The sequence below is a fragment of the Arthrobacter crusticola genome (genome assembly GCF_004357995.1).
In the GTDB taxonomy this organism is placed as follows: domain Bacteria; phylum Actinomycetota; class Actinomycetes; order Actinomycetales; family Micrococcaceae; genus Arthrobacter_D; species Arthrobacter_D crusticola.
In genome coordinates, this window is record NZ_SMTK01000002.1 from 640,887 (window position 1) to 657,768 (window position 16,882).

Sequence of the window (16,882 nt, forward strand, 5' to 3'; positions counted from 1 at the left end):
GCTCCCGGCGGGCACCGGTCTTTCCCTGCCGGTTCCGGAGGCTGAATGGACAACGCAGCTGGAGCAGTCTTCGACGGTGTCTTTCTCACGGCCCGGCGTCTTTCGGAGGTGGACCCCGCGCTTGCCGTCCTGCTCGACGACGCGGAGCTGCGCAGGGCCGCCGCCTTCCGCGCGCCGGCTCCGCGCCAGCGGTTCCTGGCCGGACGCATCCTGCTCAGACAGCACGCCTCCCGGCTGGCGCAGGTCCCGCCCGAGCGGCTGCGGGCGGACTACCGTTGCTCCGCCTGCTCCCTGGCCGATGGCGTCCACGGCCAACCCCGGTACACCCTGCCCGCATCCGCTTCCGCCCCCGCGCTCCGAATGAGCCTCAGCAGGTCCGGAGACTGGTGCCTGACCGCCGGAAGCGCCGATATGCGCCTCTCCGGTCTCGGCGTCGACATCGAAGCCGGACCGCTGCCGGCCCCCGACGGCTTCGAGGAGGTGGCGCTGGCACCGGGGGAGCGGAGGCTGCTCCGCCGGATGACGGGAGCACAGCGCACCACCGCGACGACAAGAATCTGGGTGCGCAAGGAGGCGGTACTGAAGGCGCTGGGCATCGGCATGGACCTGGATCCATCGCTCGTGGACGCCTCCGCCTCCGTTCCCCTGGTACCCGGCGGGGATTGGAGGAACGGGCAGTGGCATACCCGGGATATTACCCCGGGCGCGGTCGGCCTGCCCCGCGAATTTACCGCGGCATTGGCGGTATTCCGAGGATCACAGCTCTCTACCTAGGTCAAGACGGGGCGCCGCCTAAGGTTTTCCTAAGGTACCTGGAACACAGTCGTGGATGAGAAGAGCCCCTATCCTGCATCCGTCCCTGCTCGACTGAAGAGGCTGCCTTGAATGATGTTTTGCGTGATGCCGGTGCGCCCACCGGCCATGGAGGATCCCCTGAAACATCCGGGCGTCCGGAACCCGGAGCCACCGACGATGAGGCGCCCGGCCAAACTCAGAGCCGCGCCGATCCGGCCGGAAGCCTCATCGTGCAGAAATACGGTGGCTCCTCGGTGGCGGATGCCGCCGGCATCCTCCGCGCGGCCCGCCGCATCGCCGAAACCCGGGCCGCGGGAAACCGCGTTGTCGCAGTGGTTTCGGCGATGGGCGACACAACCGATGACCTGCTCGACCTTGCCGATGCGATCTCCACCCGGCCGCATCCCCGGAGCCTCGACGCCCTGATCGCCACCGGTGAGCTTGTGTCGATCGCCGCCCTGGCGCTCGCCCTGACGGATCTCGGGGAGGACGTCACCACGTTCACGGGCAGCGAGGCAGGGCTCATCACCGACAACCTGCACGGCAGGGCGCGCATCCTCGATGTCCGGCCCGGCCGGATCACCACCTGCCTGGAGCGGGGAGGGATCGCCGTTGTCGCCGGATTCCAGGGCCGGACCGGGCGGAAGAAGTCATTGACGACGCTCGGACGCGGCGGGTCCGATCTCACCGCGGTCGCGCTTGCCGCCGCGCTTGGCGCAAGCATCTGCGAGATCTACACCGATGTTGACGGCGTTTACACCGCCGACCCGAGGGTTGTCCCGACCGCCCGCAAGATCGACGTGATTTCCAGCGAGGAGATGCTGGAGTTCGCCGCATCGGGCGCGAAGATCCTGCATCTGAGGTGTGTCGAGTATGCCCGCCGGTTCGGTGTCCCGATCCATGTACGCTCCTCGTTCGCACAGCACAGGGGGACCCTGATCCTGCCGAGCTTCGACCGGCAGCCCGGGGAGCCGGCAAGGGAACAGCCGGTGATCTCCGAGGTCATCGGTGTGAACTCCAGTGCCCGGATCACAGTGTTCGGGGTGTCCGAGGGCAGCGACACCACGGCGCGGATCGTGCACGACCTCACGGGGTCGGGCCTGAACCTGGAGATGATCATCAAAAGTTCACGGTCCGCCGGCTCCGGGCGCACCGACATTTCCTTCACCATTCCCGCCGCCGAGGCCTCCACCGCCATGAAGGCGCTTGAGTCGGCCCGGACGGACATCACGTTCCAAGGAATCGATATCAACGAGCACGTGGGGAGGGTATCGGTCGTGGGACTGGGCATGCGGTCCTCACCCCACGTCTTCTCGACGTTCTTCCGGGCACTCTCCGATGCAGGCATCCACATGGAACTTGTCGAGATCTCCGAGATCTGCATAGCGGCAGTCACCCGGGCCGGCCAGCTTGACGCCGCCGTCGGGGCCGTTCGCCGGGCTTTCGGCCTGGCCCGTGTCGCCAAGGACGTTTCCGTCGAGGCACCCCCGGGGATACAGATCCAAGCCGCTCCGGAAAACGGCGCGCTCGATGAAACCCGGACGCCGACCGCCTGAGCCGGCGCCACAGCACCGGGACAAACGGGGGATGGCCCACCGGGGTCGTCCCCAAGGAAGAGATTGGAGACCTGGATGGGGCGACATGTAGCCGACCCGGTGACCACCGGCAGGGCGTTCGCCCGCCCGCACCGCCCGAAGGGGCGCGTCATGGATGACGTGCATGCCCGGACGCTTACCCGTCCGGAACAGGGCGTCCGCTGGGCGCCGGGAGAGCGCTTGAACCATCTGTTCGAGGACCGGTGCGACCGGCTTCGCAGGGAGGGCAAAAGCGGCCAGCTCGCGGTCGACGCCGACGATGTCGCCCTGACCTACGACGAGCTGGACGGGCGGGCCAACCAGCTCGCCCGCCACCTGCTGTCGCATGGTGCGCGCTCTGGTGACCGGATCGCACTGCTCTTCGACCTGCCCTGGCGCTCATATGTCGGAATGCTCGCGGTGCTGAAAATCGGCGCCGCCTACGTGCCCCTGGACCCGGGATTCCCTCCTGACCGGCTGAAGTACATCCTCGATGACGCCAACGTGGCGCTGGTGGTTTCACTCGCCCACCTTGGGGAGCTCGTACCTGAAGGACGCCGGACCGTGTTCCTCGACGCGGAGCAAGCCCGCATCGACGCCTTGGAGTCCTCACGGCTCGACACCGTCCTGGGGGCGGAGGGGGCCGGTGAACTGGCCTACATCATCTACACCTCGGGTTCGACCGGCAGGCCGAAGGGGGTGGCGATCGAACACGCCAGCATCTGCAACTTCGTCCGGGTCGCGGCAGACACCTACGGGGTCGTCCCCACGGACCGCTTCTACCAGGGGATGACGATCGCCTTCGATTTTTCGGTTGAGGAGATCTGGGTGCCGTGGATGGCAGGGGCGACGCTTGTTCCCAAACCCCGCGGTTCAAGCCTGCTCGGAGCCGACCTCGCCGACTTCCTGCATGCAAAGCACGTGACCGCCATGTGCTGTGTGCCCACCCTTCTTGCAACAATCGACGACGACCTGCCCGAGCTGCGGTTCCTCCTCGTCTCGGGGGAGGCATGCCCGCGGGACCTGATTGCCCGCTGGCACCGGCCGGGCCGGCGGTTCCTCAACGTCTACGGCCCAACCGAAGCGACGGTCACCGCGACATGGGCCGTCGCCGACCCGCACCAGCCGGTCACCCTCGGCGTCCCCCTGCCCACCTACTCGGCGGTCATCCTCGACCCGCACGAGCCGCGGGAGGTTCCCCGCGGGGAAGTGGGGGAGATCGCCCTGGCCGGAATCGGACTCGCCAAGGGGTACGTCAACCGGCAGGACCTCACCGACCGAGCCTTCATCCCGGACTTCCTCAACCTCGCCAACAACCCCTCCGGGCGGATCTACCGCACGGGCGACCTCGGCCGGTTCACCGAGGAAGGCCAGATCGACTACCTCGGCCGGATCGACACCCAGGTCAAGATCCGCGGGTACCGCATCGAGCTGACGGAGATCGAATCCGTGCTGCTGCAAGTCTCCGGAATCGCGCAGGCCGTCGTCACCACCTACGAGTCCAGCCCCGGAAACACGGAACTGGCCGCCTACTACAGCCTCCGCCGGGACACCGAGGCGGTGGACAAATCGATGATCCTTGAGGTGCTGCGGGAGAGGCTGCCGGGGTACATGGTGCCCGCCTACCTCGACCGGCTCGACGTCATCCCCATGCTCACCAGCGGCAAGGCCGACCGCAAGAGCCTGCCCGCACCCGTCAACAAGCTCAGTGCCGTCAGCAACGGCACCTACACCGCGCCGGTCACCGCGGCAGAGGAAATCCTCGCCGACGTCCTGGCCGAAGTGCTCCAGGTCGAGAAGGTATCGACAACCGACCACTTCTTCAACGATCTCGGTGCGAATTCGCTGTTGCTTGCCCATTTCTCCGCCCGCCTGCGCAAGGACGGGAGAGTTCCCCCGGTCCCGATGCGGGAGATCTACCTGAAGCCGACGATCATGGACCTTGCCGCCTCCCTGGGCGCACCGACGGGAGCCACGGCCGCCCACCTGGTACAACCCGACAGTCCGGCGCCGGCGCCGGCAAGCACAGCATCGTATGTGCTGTGTGGCGTCCTCCAGGCCCTGTTCTTCCTGGGCTCGACCTTCGCCGCCTCCTTTCTGTTGCTCGCGGGCTTCCGGTACGCCTCGGGGGCCGACACCCTCGGTGAGGTCCTCCTGCGTTCCTTCCTGTTCGGGACGGTGACCTTTCTGGCTTTCTGCCTGCTGCCGATCGCCGCTAAATGGCTGCTCATTGGCCGGTGGAAGGTGCAGGAGATCCCGGTATGGACGCTCGGCTACGTTCGGTTTTGGCTGGTCAAGGTGCTCATCCGGAACAGTCCCCTCAGGATGTTCGTGGGCACGCCCGTGTACGCGCTGTACCTGCGCGCGCTCGGCGCGAAAGTGGGCCGCAACGTGGCGATCTTCGCTTCGGCCGTTCCCGTCTGCACCGACCTCATCACCATCGGGGACGGAACAGTCATCCGGAAGGACGCGGCGTTCAGCGGCTACCGTGCCCACCGGGGCCGGATCCAGACCGGGGCGGTCACCATTGGGGCGGACGTGGTGATCGGCGAGGCGGCCATCCTCGACATCGGCTCATCGATCGGCGACGGCTCACAGCTCGGACACGGCTCGTCGCTCTATGCGTCGCAGTCGATCCCCCCGAACGAGCGGTGGCACGGATCCCCGGCGCAGCCCACCACCACCGACTACCGGGCCGTGGCCCCGGCGGACTGCAGCCCCCGCCGGCGCATCACCTATGGCACCTTTGCGGTAATCAACCGCGTCTTCCTGGTCGCGCCGCTCGGCCTGGCCGCCCTCTCGACGTTCATCCCGGTGTACATGTCCAGTGACAAGCGGGACCACGCCGACCTGATGTTCTACGTGGAGGCCCTGGCTGTCTCCTTCATCATCTTCTTCGGGGCCGTGGTGACCGGCCTGCTCCTCCTTGCGACCGTGCCGCGCCTGCTGAACCTGTTCCTCACGCCGGGGAAGGTGTACCCGCTCTACAGCCTGCCGTACATGCTCCAGCAGGCCATTGCCGGCATGACGAACCTGCGGTTCTACATGGAACTGACCGGGGACAGCTCGCTCATCGTCCACTACCTGCGGTTGCTGGGCTACAAGCAGCCGGGCCTGGTCCAGACGGGCTCGAACTTCGGTGTGGCGCTCAAGCATGAAAGCCCCTTCGCGGCGACCATCGGCAGCGGCACCATGGTCGCAGACGGCCTCTCGATCATGAACGCGGACTTCTCCAACAGCTCCTTCAAGGTCTCGCCCACCTCGATCGGCTCCCGCAGCTTCTTCGGCAACAATATCGTCTACCCCTCCGCGGGGCGGACCGGGGACAACTGCCTCCTCGCCACGAAGGTCATGGTGCCCGTCGACGGCCCCGTGAGGGAAGGGGTGGGCCTGCTCGGCTCTCCGGCCTTCGAAATCCCGCGCTCGGTGCGGCGGGACAGCGAGTTCAAGGCGATCCGGCCTGAGGAGCTGAAGACGCAGCTGCGCGCCAAGAACAACCACAACGGGCTCACCATCTGGTTCTTCCTGATCAGCCGGTGGATCTACACCTTCGTGGCCCTCGTCATCGCCTCCTTCGGTGTCGCCCTCCACACGATCTTCGATGTTCTGGCCGTCGCGGCGTGCTTCACCGCGCTGCTGCTGTTCACCACTTTCTATTTCATCCTCATCGAGCGGGCCTCCCTCGGATTCCGAAGGCTGAACCCGCTGTTCTGCTCGATCTATGACCGCCGCTTCTGGCGGCATGAGCGTTTCTGGAAGCTCAGCGGAACGACCTACCTCGAATTCTTCAACGGAACCCCGTTCAAGAACCTGGTGTGGCGGATGCTGGGGGTCCGGGTCGGCCGGAGGGTGTTCGACGACGGCTGCTCGATCCCGGAGAAGACGATCGTCTCGATCGGCGACGACTGCACCCTTAACGCCCTGAGCACCATCCAGTGCCACTCGATGGAGGATGGCGCGTTCAAGGTCGAAGGCATCACCATCGGGGCGGGCTGCACCGTGGGCGTCAACGGCTTCATCCACTACGGCGTCACCATGGGCGACGGCGCCGTGCTTGAGCCCGACTCGTTCCTCATGAAAGGCGAGGACCTTCCCGCAGGCAGCCGCTTCGGCGGCAACCCGGCACAGGAACTCACGCGTTCCGCCGTCGGCCTTCCCTCAGCGGCGAAAACCCGAACGCACCCCCTTGAGGAGGGGAATATCCCTTACCTCGGCTGAATGCGAACGCTCCACCCTGCGCCCGACAAGATGTTCGGGTACTCGTCTCTGATGGTAAGACACCTGTCTTCCTTGTTACCCCACAGAACGAGTATTCGGGCTTCTTGACCCACGCGCCCGGACGGTGCCACGGTTGCTGCAGGTTGAGCAGTTGGGCGCTGAGTAGGGTTTCGGCCTGGCACCTCGGACGATGGTGAGAAGAGATGTCCCTGGACAAGTTGAAGAACCACTCGGAACCGGAGGCGGAGTTCCCCCGGTCGATTTCCGTGAACCTGATCGGAGACTTCTCGGTCACGCGGGGAGACGGCACCGTGCTCCGCGCGGGGGACCTGGGCGGACTCAAGACACGGCAGATCTTCGAGTTGCTCCTGCTGCGGCTGGGCTCCCCCATATCGAAGGACCGGCTGATCGAGGTGCTGTGGGGCGGCCGCGCCCCCAACGGTGCCGTTGCGACACTCGAAAGTTACGTCAGTATGCTGCGCAGGATCATCCAGCCGGGGCATGCGCGCACCGGGCCGCTGCGGACCGCCACCGGCGGATACCTGCTCGACGCGAAACTGGTCGACCTTGACTACGCGCGCTTCCAGCACCTCGTCCGCTCCGCCGAACGATGCCAGCCTGCCGATGCGCTTCCGCGCCTGCTGACGGCACTCGAGCTGTGCACCCGACCCCTGCTGGGGCATGAGCTGACCGCGGAATGGGCGGAGGAGGCCCGGCTGGGCCACGCCGCCGCCGCACAGGAGGTGCGCCTCAAGGCGGCCGAAACCGCATCGCTGCTGGGCCGGACAACGGAATCAATCCGTCTCGCGCAGGAGGCCCTCTCGGCCGACCAGCTCAGCGAACGGGCCTGGATCTCCATGATCCTCGGCCTGGAACACGCTGGAATGGCGGCCGAGGGCCTTTCGGCGTTTGAGCGCTGCCGGAGGGTTTTCGCCACCCACCTCGGGTGTGAGCCGGGCCCGGTACTCAAGGGCGCCCACCGGCGGCTGCTCCACCAGACGGCTGAGGCCGACCCCGACCTGTCCGAGGAGGTCGCTGCGCTGCTCTATCTGGGCGGACGCCTCAACGGGACCGGCGGTTCCCGGAGCCTCGACAGCGGGCGCGAATGGACCAGCGAGATCGCCGGCCGGATCCTCCACAACTTCATCCAGCGGGCACACGAGGCGAGCTGAGCACCGGGCCGGGCGGACGCGGAGCCCCTCAGTCGAGAATCTTGCCGATCGGTTCGCGCTTCTCGGCCTGGAACCGGTCCTCGGCCCGGCCGTACGCCCAGTAGCCCGAGAGGGAGACCTGGGTACGTTCGAGCCCGCGCTGGCCGAACAGGACATCGCGCAGCGCCTTCATGGCCCCCCGCTCGCCGTGGACGAACGCCTCGGCCCGACCCTCGGGCCACTGGGCGGCGGCGACGGCGTCCGCGAGCAGCGACGTCGTCCCGGCCGGACGGCCACGACGGAACAGCCAGCGGAGTTCGACGCCGGCGGGGGCCTGAAGCGGGAGGATGTCCTCCTCGTCGTCCACCTCAAGCCAGGCGATGCCGGTGGCGGCCTCCGGGAGCGCCTCAAGGCCTGCGGCGATGGCGGGAAGAGCCGCCTCGTCGCCGGCGAAGAGGTACCAGTCGGCGTCGCGCTTCGGCGTCCACGCTCCGGACGGGCCCATCAGCACGAGCGGGTCGCCGGGCCGGGCGCGGGCAGCCCACGGGCCGGCGATCCCCTCGTCGCCGTGGACCACGAAGTCGATGGCGAGCAGCTGCCGCTCCCGGTCCATCCACCGCACCGTATAGGTCCGCTTGATGGGCAGGTCCCCGGGAGGGAGCTGCTCCGCGAGGGTCTCGAGGTCGTAGGGGGGAACGAGCCCGAGTTCCGGGCGTGCGAAGAGCAGCTTGACGTACCGGTCGGTGGAATCGTTCTCGAGGAGCTTGGGAAAGGCCTCTCCGCCGGCGATGACGCGGACCATGTGCGGGCCGAGCCGGATCGTCTCGAGGACACTGAGCACCACCTGGGGACGGGGCTTTCGAATGGCGGGTGCGCTCATGGGTACGGCTCGCTTCCGGAGAGGTTGGTAAGCCAACCCTAACAAACGCGCCGCGCGCGGCCGTTCCCCGGGCCTACAGCAGCCCGGTCCGGAGTGCTTCCTCGGCGGCGGCGATCAACGCGCCGTTGTCGACCAGCACCCGTGCTGCCTCGATCTCCGGCGCGAGGTAGCGGTCGGTGCCGGGGCCCTCGATGTCCCGGCGCAGCACGCGGCGCACCGCGGTGATGGCCTCCGAGCTGCGTGCCGTGACGAGGCCGCCGTCCCGCAGGTCGAGGGCGCGGGCAGCGGTCAGGATTTCAATGGCGAGGACCCGGGTCAGCCCGTCGAGGGAGCGGCGCAGCTTCAGCCCGGCCGCCCAGCCCATGGAGACGTGGTCCTCCTGCATGGCGGAGGACGGGATGGAGTCGACCGAGGCCGGGTTGGCCAGCCGCTTCAGTTCGGAGACGATGCCGGCCTGGGTGTACTGGGCGATCATGTGCCCCGAATCCACCCCCGGGTCGTCGGCCAGGAAGGCGTTGAGGCCGTGGTTGCGTGCCTTGTCGAGGAACCGGTCGGTGCGGCGTTCACTCATTGAGGCGACGTCGGCGACGGCGATGGCCAGGAAGTCGAGCACGTAGCCGACGGGGGCGCCGTGGAAGTTGCCGTTGGATTCGATCCTGCCGTCGGGGGTGATCACCGGGTTGTCGATGGCCGAACCGAGTTCGATGCCCGCCACCGAGTTGCCGTGGGCGAGGGTGGCCCGGGCCGCCCCGTGGACCTGCGGGGCGCAGCGCAGCGAGTAGGCGTCCTGGACCCGGGTGAAACGGTGGCGTCCGGTCTCGGCGGTCAGCTCCGCGGCAATGAGCCCGGAATCCTTGAGGAGGGCGCGGATGTTCGCGGCGGAGTCGCGCTGCCCGGGGTGCGGGCGCAGCTCGTGCAGGTCGGCGGCGAAGACGGCGTCGGTGCACAGGAGACCCTCGACGCTCATGGCGGCGGCGAGGTCGGCCGTCTTCAGCAGCCGGTGGAGGTCATCGGCTGCCAGCACCAGCATGCCGAGCATGCCGTCGGTGCCGTTGATCAGCGCCAGTCCCTCCTTTTCGCGCAGCTCGACCGGAGCGATGCCCGCGGCCGCCAGTGCCTCCGCAGCGGAGGCGGCGGAGCCGTCCGGGGTGCGTACCGTGCCCTCGCCCATGAGGGCCAGCGCCACGTGGGAGAGCGGGGCGAGGTCCCCGGAGCACCCGAGGGAGCCGTACTCGCCGATCACCGGGGTGATGCCGGCATTGAGCATCGCTGCATAGGTTTCGGCGACCACCGGCCGGACGCCGGTGCGCCCCGTGGCCATTGTGGAAAGCCGCCCGAGCATCAGCCCGCGCACCACCTCACGGTCCACCTCCGCTCCCGAGGAGGCCGCGTGGCTGCGGATCAGACTGCGCTGGAGCTGGGTGCGCTGGGCAGGTGGGATGTGCTTCGTGGCCAGGGCGCCGAAGCCGGTCGAGACTCCGTAGTGGGGGGTGGTGTCCCCGGCGAGCTGATCCACAACGCGGCGGGAGGCGGCCATCGCCTCGAGGGCATCGCCGTCGAGCTCCACCTGCGCGCCGTAGCGGGCGATCGCAACCACCTCGGCCGGAGTGAGGGGGCCGGTGCCGATCCGGATGGGTCCGCCGCCGCGGCCGGCGGTGGCGGAGCCGGGTGCCGGGGCGGACGGAAGGGTGCCGGTGGTGCCCTGGGCTGTGTGCTCTGCAGTCATGGGGAGCCTCGCTTCGCATGGCCTCCGGGGTTCCACCGGACTATTGCCATTGAGTGAAAATGGAGTTTCAATAAGTGAAATACAAATCCGACCAAGGCGCAAGGGGATCCGAGTGGCAGATACCTCAACCCGCACCGTCGAACGGGCGCTGCTGCTCCTGGGCGCGGTGTGCGAGCGGGGCACGGTCTCCCTGGCCGAGGCCGCCCGGGACGCAGGGCTTTCGGCTTCGACGGCGCTGCGGCTCCTGCGCACCCTCGAAGCCACCGGCTTTGTGCGCCGGGACGACGCCGGCGGCTACCGGCCCGGGCTGCGGGTCGTCCAGCTGGGCGCCCAGGCGCTCAGCTCCGAATCCCTCGTCTCCCTGGCCGAGGGCGCCCTTGACCGGCTCGTCGGCCTGACCGGGGAATCGGCCTACCTCAGCGTCCCTTCCCACGACGGCCACGGGGTCTACCTCGCCGTGCGCGAAGGAACCCACTCGGTGCGCCACGCCAGCTGGGTCGGCCGCAGCATTCCCCTTGAGGGGACGGCGGTCGGCGCTGTCCTTTCGGGGGCGACACCCTCCACGGGGTACGTCGTGGTGCGCGACGGCGTCGAAGCCGATGTCACCGCCATCGCGGCCCCCGTCCGCGCCGGAGGGCGCATCGCCGCGGCGCTCAGCGTTGTCGTGCCCAGCTACCGCATTCGAGAAGACGAATCAGCAGAGATTGGGATGCATGTGGCCCGCGAGGCCGCCGCCATCCTCCCCGCCACCGCAACCCCTGAAGGAGAATCAGCATGAGCACATCCGAGGCCACTGCCCCGACTCCCCGCGCCACCACCCATGATCCGTCCCGGAGCATCCGCGCGGCCCGCGGTACGGCCCGGACGGCCAAGAGCTGGCAGACCGAGGCTCCGCTGCGGATGCTGATGAACAACCTCGACCCCGAGGTCGCCGAACGCCCGGAGGACCTCGTGGTGTACGGCGGAACGGGCCGGGCCGCCCGCAGCTGGGAGGCCTACGACGCCATCGTGCGCTCCCTTGAGGACCTCGAGGACGACGAAACCCTGCTGGTGCAGTCGGGCAAGCCCGTCGGCATCTTCCGCACCAACCCGTGGGCCCCGCGGGTGCTGCTGGCCAACTCGAACCTCGTGGGGGACTGGGCCACCTGGCCGGAGTTCCGCAGGCTCGAGGCCGAGGGCCTGATGATGTACGGGCAGATGACCGCCGGGTCCTGGATCTACATCGGCACCCAGGGCATCCTGCAGGGCACCTTCGAAACCTTCGCCGCGATCGCCGCCAAGCGTTTCGGCGGCACCCTCGCCGGGACCCTGACCCTCACCGCCGGCTGTGGCGGCATGGGCGGGGCGCAGCCGCTGGCCGTCACCCTCAACGGGGGCGCTGTGCTGATCGTCGACGTCGACGGATCGCGCCTGCGCCGCCGCGTCGCCAAACGCTACCTCGACACCGTCGCCGACTCGCTCGACGACGCCGTCGCCGCCGTCCTCGCCGCGAAGGCCGACGGGAAAGCACTGTCCGTGGGCGTCGTGGGCAACGCGGCGGAGGTGTTCCCGGAACTGCTCCGGCGCGGGGTCGACATCGACATCGTCACCGACCAGACCTCGGCGCACGACCCGCTGAGCTACCTCCCCGAAGGCGTGGCCCTCGTGGACTGGGCCCGGGAGGCCGAGGCGGACCCGGTGGGCTTCACCAAGAAGGCCCAGGCCTCGATGGCCCGCCACGTCGAGGCAATGGTCGGTTTCCTCGACGCCGGCGCCGAGGTCTTCGACTACGGCAACTCCATCCGCGACGAGGCGCGCTCCGGCGGCTATGCGCGGGCCTTCGACTTCCCCGGCTTCGTCCCCGCCTACATCCGCCCGCTGTTCTGCGAGGGCCTCGGCCCGTTCCGCTGGGTCGCGCTCTCCGGGGACCCGGCCGACATCGCGGTCACCGACGCCGCCCTCAAGGAGCTGTTCCCGGAGAACACGCACCTCCACCGCTGGCTCGATGCCGCCGCCGAGCACGTCGAGTTCGAGGGCCTGCCGGCACGCATCTGCTGGCTCGGCTACGGCGACCGCGCCAAGGCCGGCCTCCTCTTCAACCGCCTCGTCGCCCAGGGGAAGGTGTCCGCGCCGATCGTCATCGGCCGGGACCACCTCGATTCGGGCTCGGTCGCCTCGCCCTACCGGGAGACCGAAGCCATGGCCGACGGGTCGGACGCCGTCGCCGACTGGCCGCTGCTCAACGCCCTGATCAACACCTCCTCAGGCGCCACCTGGGTCTCCATCCACCACGGCGGCGGGGTCGGCATCGGCCGCTCCATCCATGCCGGCCAGGTCTCGGTGGCCGATGGTACCGAGCTGGCCGCCTCGAAGCTCGAGCGGCTGCTGACCAACGACCCCGGCATGGGCGTGATCCGCCACGTCGACGCCGGCTACCCCCGGGCCGCCGAGGTCGCCGCCGAACGCGGCGTGCGCATCCCCATGCAGGAGTAACGGCGGCGGCTCACCCGCGGCATGCCGCGTGTCCCCCAGCCACCGCCTACACCCACCGCACCCCTACCGCCCGCAGCCGTTCTGCCCGGAGGCTTCATGGATTCCGTCTCAACCCTTCTCGACTCGATCGACGGCGTCGGCCGCGACGCCCGCCGCGGCGGGTACTCCCGGCCGGTGTACTCCGCCGCGGAGAGCGAACTGCGCGAGTGGTTCACGGCCGAGGCCGGCCGGCGCGGGCTGGCCGTCGAAAGCGACCGCAACGGCATCCTGTGGGCCTGGTGGGACGTCCCGGGGATCGGACGGAGGGGATCGCTCGTCACCGGCAGCCACCTCGACTCCGTGCCGGGCGGGGGAGCCTTTGACGGGCCCCTCGGGGTCGCCTCGGCCCTGGCCGCCGTCGACCTCCTGCGCGGGCGCGGCGTGCAGCCGAACCGCTCCCTCGCGGTTGCGGTCTTCCCCGAGGAGGAGGGCTCCCGCTTCGGCGTGGCGTGCCTGGGTTCGCGCCTGCTCACCGGGACCCTCGACGCCGACCGGGCACGCAGCCTCACCGACGCCGACGGCACCACCTTCGCCGACGCCTCCCGCGCCGCGGGCCTCGACCCGGCGGGGCTGGGGCGCGATGACGAGGCGCTGGGAAACATCGGCGACTTCATCGAACTCCACGTCGAGCAGGGCCGGGGACTGATCGACCTGGACTCCGCCGTCGCCGTCGGCTCCTTCGTCCTCGGCCACGGGCGGTGGAGGCTGTCGGTGCGGGGGCAGGGCAACCACGCCGGCACCACCCTGATGGCCGACCGCGCCGATCCCATGGTGGCGGCGGCGCAGATCGTGCTGGCGGTGCGCGAGGCCGCCCGCCGCCAGGACGGCGCCCGCGCCACTGTGGGCCGCCTGACCCCGGTGCCCGGCGGCACCAATGTCATCGCATCCCGGGTCGACCTCTGGCTCGACGTGCGCCACCCCGACGACGCCGTCACCGCCGCCCTCGTCGAAACCATCCACGGCAAGGCGCAGAAGGCCGCCGCCTTCGAGGGCTGTTCGGTCACCCTTACGGAGGAATCCTTCAGCGGCACCGTGGCCTTCGACCCCGCCCTGCAGCGGGGACTCGCCAACTCCCTCGGCGGGGTGCCGGCCCTGCCCACCGGTGCGGGCCACGACGCCGCGGTGCTCGCCGGCGTCGTGCCCTCGGCCATGCTGTACGTGCGGAATCCCACGGGGGTCAGCCACTCCCCGGAGGAGTATGTCGAGCGGGAGGACGCCGACGCCGGTGCCGCCGCGCTCGCCGACGTGCTCGAGGATCTGCTGTGAGCGGCGGCAGGGCGGACGGGACGGCCGGAGCGCCCGCCCCGGCCCCGCTGTGGTGCGCTGCGGCCTGGCTGGGGGACCGCGGCGTCGTCGAGGGCGTTCGGGTGGTGCCCGCAGGCGACGGGACGGTGGCCTCCCTCGAGGCGGGGGTTCCCGCGGAGGCCGGGGACACCGTGCTTCCCGGCGTGGTCTTCCCGGCCGCCGCCAACGCCCACTCCCACGCCTTCCACCGGGTGCTGCGCGGCCGCACCCATAACGGGGCCCCGGGCAGCTTCTGGACCTGGCGCGAATCGATGTACGCCGCGGCCCGGCAGCTGACCCCGGAGCTGTACGAGGAGCTGGCCACCGCGGTGTTCGCGGAAATGGTGGTCACCGGGTGGAGCAGCGTCGCCGAATTCCACTACGTCCACCACCGGCCCGACGGATCGCCCTACGGAGCGGGTCCGGCCGCGGCGGGTTCCGGCACGGCTGAAAGCGCCGACGGCACGGACGGGCCCCACGCCATGGAACTGGCCCTGGCCCGGGCGGCTGTCCGCGCCGGGATCCGGCTGACCCTTCTCGACACCTGCTACCTCGGCGCAGGCTTCGGCGCTCCACCCGGGCCGGATCAGCGCCGGTTCACCGACCCCTCCGCCGGCGACTGGCTGCGCCGCTTCGCCTCGCTGCGGAAGACGGTGGCCGATCGCTTTCCGGTGTCCGCCGTCACGGTCGGCGCGGCCGTGCACTCGGTGCGGGCGGTCCCGCCGGGAGCGCTCGCGGAGATCGCCCGGGCCCTTCCACCGGAGGTCCCGGTACACATCCACCTCTCCGAACAGCCCGCCGAGAATGAGGCCTGCCTCGCCGCGACGGGGCTGACCCCGACCGGCCTGCTCGCCTCCACCGGACTGCTGACGTCCCGGCTCTCGGCGGCGCACGCCACCCACCTCACCGCCGCCGACATCGACCTGCTCGGCGGCGCCGGAGCCACGGTGGTGATGTGCCCCACCACCGAGGCCGACCTGGCCGACGGAATCGGACCCGCCGGCGATCTGCAGCGAGCCGGCGCCCGGATCGCCCTGGGCACCGACCAGCACGCCGTTATCGACCCGTGGATCGAAATGCGGGCCCTCGAGCACGGTGAACGCCTCGCCACGGGAGGCCGCCCGCAGTTCACCCCGGCCCAGCTGCTCACCGCCGGAACGGCGGGCGGGCTCCGCGCGCAGGGCCGACCGCCGGCCGGCCTCGAGCCCGGCGCCGTGTGCGACGTCATGGCAGTCGACCCCCGCTCGGTGCGCACCGTCGGCAGCGACCCGGAGCAGCTCATGTATTCGGCCACGGCACAGGACGTCACCGACGTCGTCATCGGCGGGGTCCCCGCCGCCCACCGCGGGCGGCACCTGGGTCTGGGCGACCCGGCGGAGCTGCTCGTGGCCGTCCTCGGGAAGATGGACGGGGCGGGCAGCGGCGCCTCCCGCAGCGACAGCCACACGAATCTAGGAGCAGCAGCACCGTGACCTCGACGCTCATCACCAATATCGGCGAACTCTCGACCTCGGATCCGGACCAGCGGGTCCTCACCGACGCCGCCGTCGTCCTCGAGGGCGAGCGGATCAGCTGGATCGGCCCGGCAGCCGGCGCTCCGGCGGCGGACACCGTGCACGACGCCGAGGGCCGGGCGGGCTTGCCCGGCTGGGTCGACAGCCACACCCACCTCGTCTTCGCCGGCGACCGTACCACGGAATTCGAGGCCCGGATGGCCGGTGCCGAGTACCGGGCCGGCGGCATCGCGGTCACCACGGAGGCCACGCGGGCCGCCGGGGACTACGAGCTGACGCGGCTGCTGCTGGGCCGGGCCGCCGAGGCGGCCTCCGGCGGCACCACCTACCTCGAAACGAAGACCGGCTATGGGCTCGACGTCGAACACGAGGCCCGCAGCGCGCGGATCGCCGCGGGCGTCGTCGACGAGGTGACCTACCTCGGCGCGCACCTCGTGCCGGCCGGCATCGATGCTGACGAGTACACCGAGCTGGTCTGTGGACCCATGCTCGACGCCGTGCGCCCCTACGTCCAGTGGGCCGATGTCTTCTGCGAGCGGGGCGCCTTCACCCCCGAGCAGAGCCGGGCCGTACTCACCGCCTGCCGGGATGCGGGGCTGGGGCTGCGGGTCCACGGCAACCAGCTCGGCCCGGGGGAGGGGACGGCGCTCGCCGTGGAGTTCGGCGCCGCGAGCGTCGACCACGTCAATCACCTCAGCGATGCCGACATCGACGCGCTCGCCGGGTCCTGGTCCGGCTGGGATCCTGCGGACGCCGCGGAGGCCGGAGCGGAGGGCGGACCGGCCGGGCAGGCGTCCGCACCGGGGCGGGGCACCGTGGCCACCTGCCTGCCGGCGTGCGACCTCTCAACCCGCCAGCCCTTCCCACCCGCCCGCCGGCTGCTTGACGCCGGGGTCCAGATCGCCCTGGCCAGCAACTGCAACCCCGGCACCTCCTACACCACGTCCATGGCGTTCTGCGTCACCACGGCCGTGCTGCAGATGGGCCTGAGCGTTCAGGAGGCGGTCCGGGCCGCCACCTACGGCGGCGCCCTGTCCCTGGGGCGCGGGGCCGGGACCGACGCCGACGGCCGGCGCGCGGTGGGCTCCCTCGCCGTCGGGCACCGGGCCGACCTCCAGCTGCTCAACGCACCCTCGGCCACCCACCTCGCCTACCGGCCCGGCATCCCGCTGACCGGGGCGGTGTGGCGTGCCGGGGTCAGGCGCGGCTAGGGCGGCTGGGAATCGGAG

The 16,882-nt window shown here is 70.1% G+C and carries 11 protein-coding genes; 9 read left to right on the forward strand and 2 right to left on the reverse strand.

Features of this window, described 5'->3' with window-relative positions; all coding sequences use genetic code 11:
- Positions 1–45 precede the first annotated feature (45 nt).
- The 4 genes from E2F48_RS06855 to E2F48_RS06870 all read left to right on the forward strand — a co-directional run bounded on the left by E2F48_RS06855 (position 46) and on the right by E2F48_RS06870 (position 7,759).
- On the forward strand, positions 46–774 hold the full coding sequence (locus tag E2F48_RS06855) for a 4'-phosphopantetheinyl transferase family protein (RefSeq protein ID WP_133403227.1): 729 nt from the start codon (positions 46–48) through the stop codon (positions 772–774).
- 251 nt (positions 775–1,025) lie between these two features.
- Positions 1,026–2,351: an aspartate kinase gene (locus E2F48_RS06860; protein ID WP_246018552.1), complete on the forward strand. Its 1,326-nt coding sequence runs from the start codon at positions 1,026–1,028 to the stop codon at positions 2,349–2,351.
- A gap of 75 nt (positions 2,352–2,426) precedes the next feature.
- Positions 2,427–6,587: a Pls/PosA family non-ribosomal peptide synthetase gene (locus E2F48_RS06865; RefSeq protein ID WP_246018553.1), complete on the forward strand. Its 4,161-nt coding sequence runs from the start codon at positions 2,427–2,429 to the stop codon at positions 6,585–6,587.
- 203 nt (positions 6,588–6,790) lie between these two features.
- Positions 6,791–7,759, forward strand: a complete 969-nt coding sequence (locus E2F48_RS06870) for an AfsR/SARP family transcriptional regulator (RefSeq protein WP_133403228.1) — start codon at positions 6,791–6,793, stop codon at positions 7,757–7,759.
- Positions 7,760–7,787: 28 nt separating this feature from the next.
- Here the strand turns inward: E2F48_RS06870 and E2F48_RS06875 are convergent, their stop codons facing one another.
- The gene (locus E2F48_RS06875) at positions 7,788–8,618 is read right to left on the reverse strand and encodes a siderophore-interacting protein (RefSeq protein ID WP_133403229.1); all 831 of its coding nucleotides are present in this window, start codon (positions 8,616–8,618) and stop codon (positions 7,788–7,790) included.
- A gap of 73 nt (positions 8,619–8,691) precedes the next feature.
- The gene (hutH, locus tag E2F48_RS06880; RefSeq protein ID WP_133403230.1) at positions 8,692–10,344 is read right to left on the reverse strand and encodes a histidine ammonia-lyase; all 1,653 of its coding nucleotides are present in this window, start codon (positions 10,342–10,344) and stop codon (positions 8,692–8,694) included.
- A 112-nt stretch (positions 10,345–10,456) separates the two neighbouring features.
- Here hutH and E2F48_RS06885 point away from each other — a divergent pair, with 112 nt between their 5' ends.
- The 5 genes from E2F48_RS06885 (at position 10,457) to E2F48_RS06905 (ending at position 16,864) form a co-directional block, all read left to right on the forward strand.
- A complete protein-coding gene (locus E2F48_RS06885; protein ID WP_133403231.1) occupies positions 10,457–11,122 on the forward strand; it encodes an IclR family transcriptional regulator in 666 nt (221 codons plus the stop codon).
- Complete coding sequence (hutU, locus tag E2F48_RS06890; RefSeq protein WP_133403232.1) at positions 11,119–12,816, forward strand: urocanate hydratase; 1,698 nt, start codon at positions 11,119–11,121, stop codon at positions 12,814–12,816. The genes E2F48_RS06885 and hutU overlap by 4 nt, the downstream gene beginning before the upstream one ends.
- Before the next feature lie 96 nt (positions 12,817–12,912).
- Positions 12,913–14,121 (forward strand): allantoate amidohydrolase, encoded by a 1,209-nt coding sequence (locus E2F48_RS06895; RefSeq protein WP_133403233.1) that lies wholly within the window; start codon positions 12,913–12,915, stop codon positions 14,119–14,121.
- A complete protein-coding gene (locus tag E2F48_RS06900; protein WP_246018554.1) occupies positions 14,118–15,611 on the forward strand; it encodes a formimidoylglutamate deiminase in 1,494 nt (497 codons plus the stop codon). The genes E2F48_RS06895 and E2F48_RS06900 overlap by 4 nt, the downstream gene beginning before the upstream one ends.
- Positions 15,608–16,864 carry an amidohydrolase family protein gene (locus E2F48_RS06905; RefSeq protein WP_133403234.1) on the forward strand — a complete coding sequence of 419 codons (1,257 nt, stop codon included), beginning with the start codon at positions 15,608–15,610 and terminating at the stop codon, positions 16,862–16,864. The genes E2F48_RS06900 and E2F48_RS06905 overlap by 4 nt, the downstream gene beginning before the upstream one ends.
- Positions 16,865–16,882: the final 18 nt, after the last annotated feature.

Excerpts from the sequence above, each read along its gene's own strand:
- E2F48_RS06855 (WP_133403227.1), top strand. The coding sequence starts at position 46 with ATGGACAACGCAGCTGGAGCAGTCTTCGACGGTGTCTTTCTCACGGCC.
- E2F48_RS06865 (WP_246018553.1), top strand. The coding sequence starts at position 2,427 with ATGGGGCGACATGTAGCCGACCCGGTGACCACCGGCAGGGCGTTCGCC.
- E2F48_RS06870 (WP_133403228.1), top strand. The coding sequence starts at position 6,791 with ATGTCCCTGGACAAGTTGAAGAACCACTCGGAACCGGAGGCGGAGTTC.
- E2F48_RS06875 (WP_133403229.1), bottom strand. The coding sequence starts at position 8,618 with ATGAGCGCACCCGCCATTCGAAAGCCCCGTCCCCAGGTGGTGCTCAGT.
- hutH (WP_133403230.1), bottom strand. The coding sequence starts at position 10,344 with ATGACTGCAGAGCACACAGCCCAGGGCACCACCGGCACCCTTCCGTCC.
- hutU (WP_133403232.1), top strand. The coding sequence starts at position 11,119 with ATGAGCACATCCGAGGCCACTGCCCCGACTCCCCGCGCCACCACCCAT.
- E2F48_RS06895 (WP_133403233.1), top strand. The coding sequence starts at position 12,913 with ATGGATTCCGTCTCAACCCTTCTCGACTCGATCGACGGCGTCGGCCGC.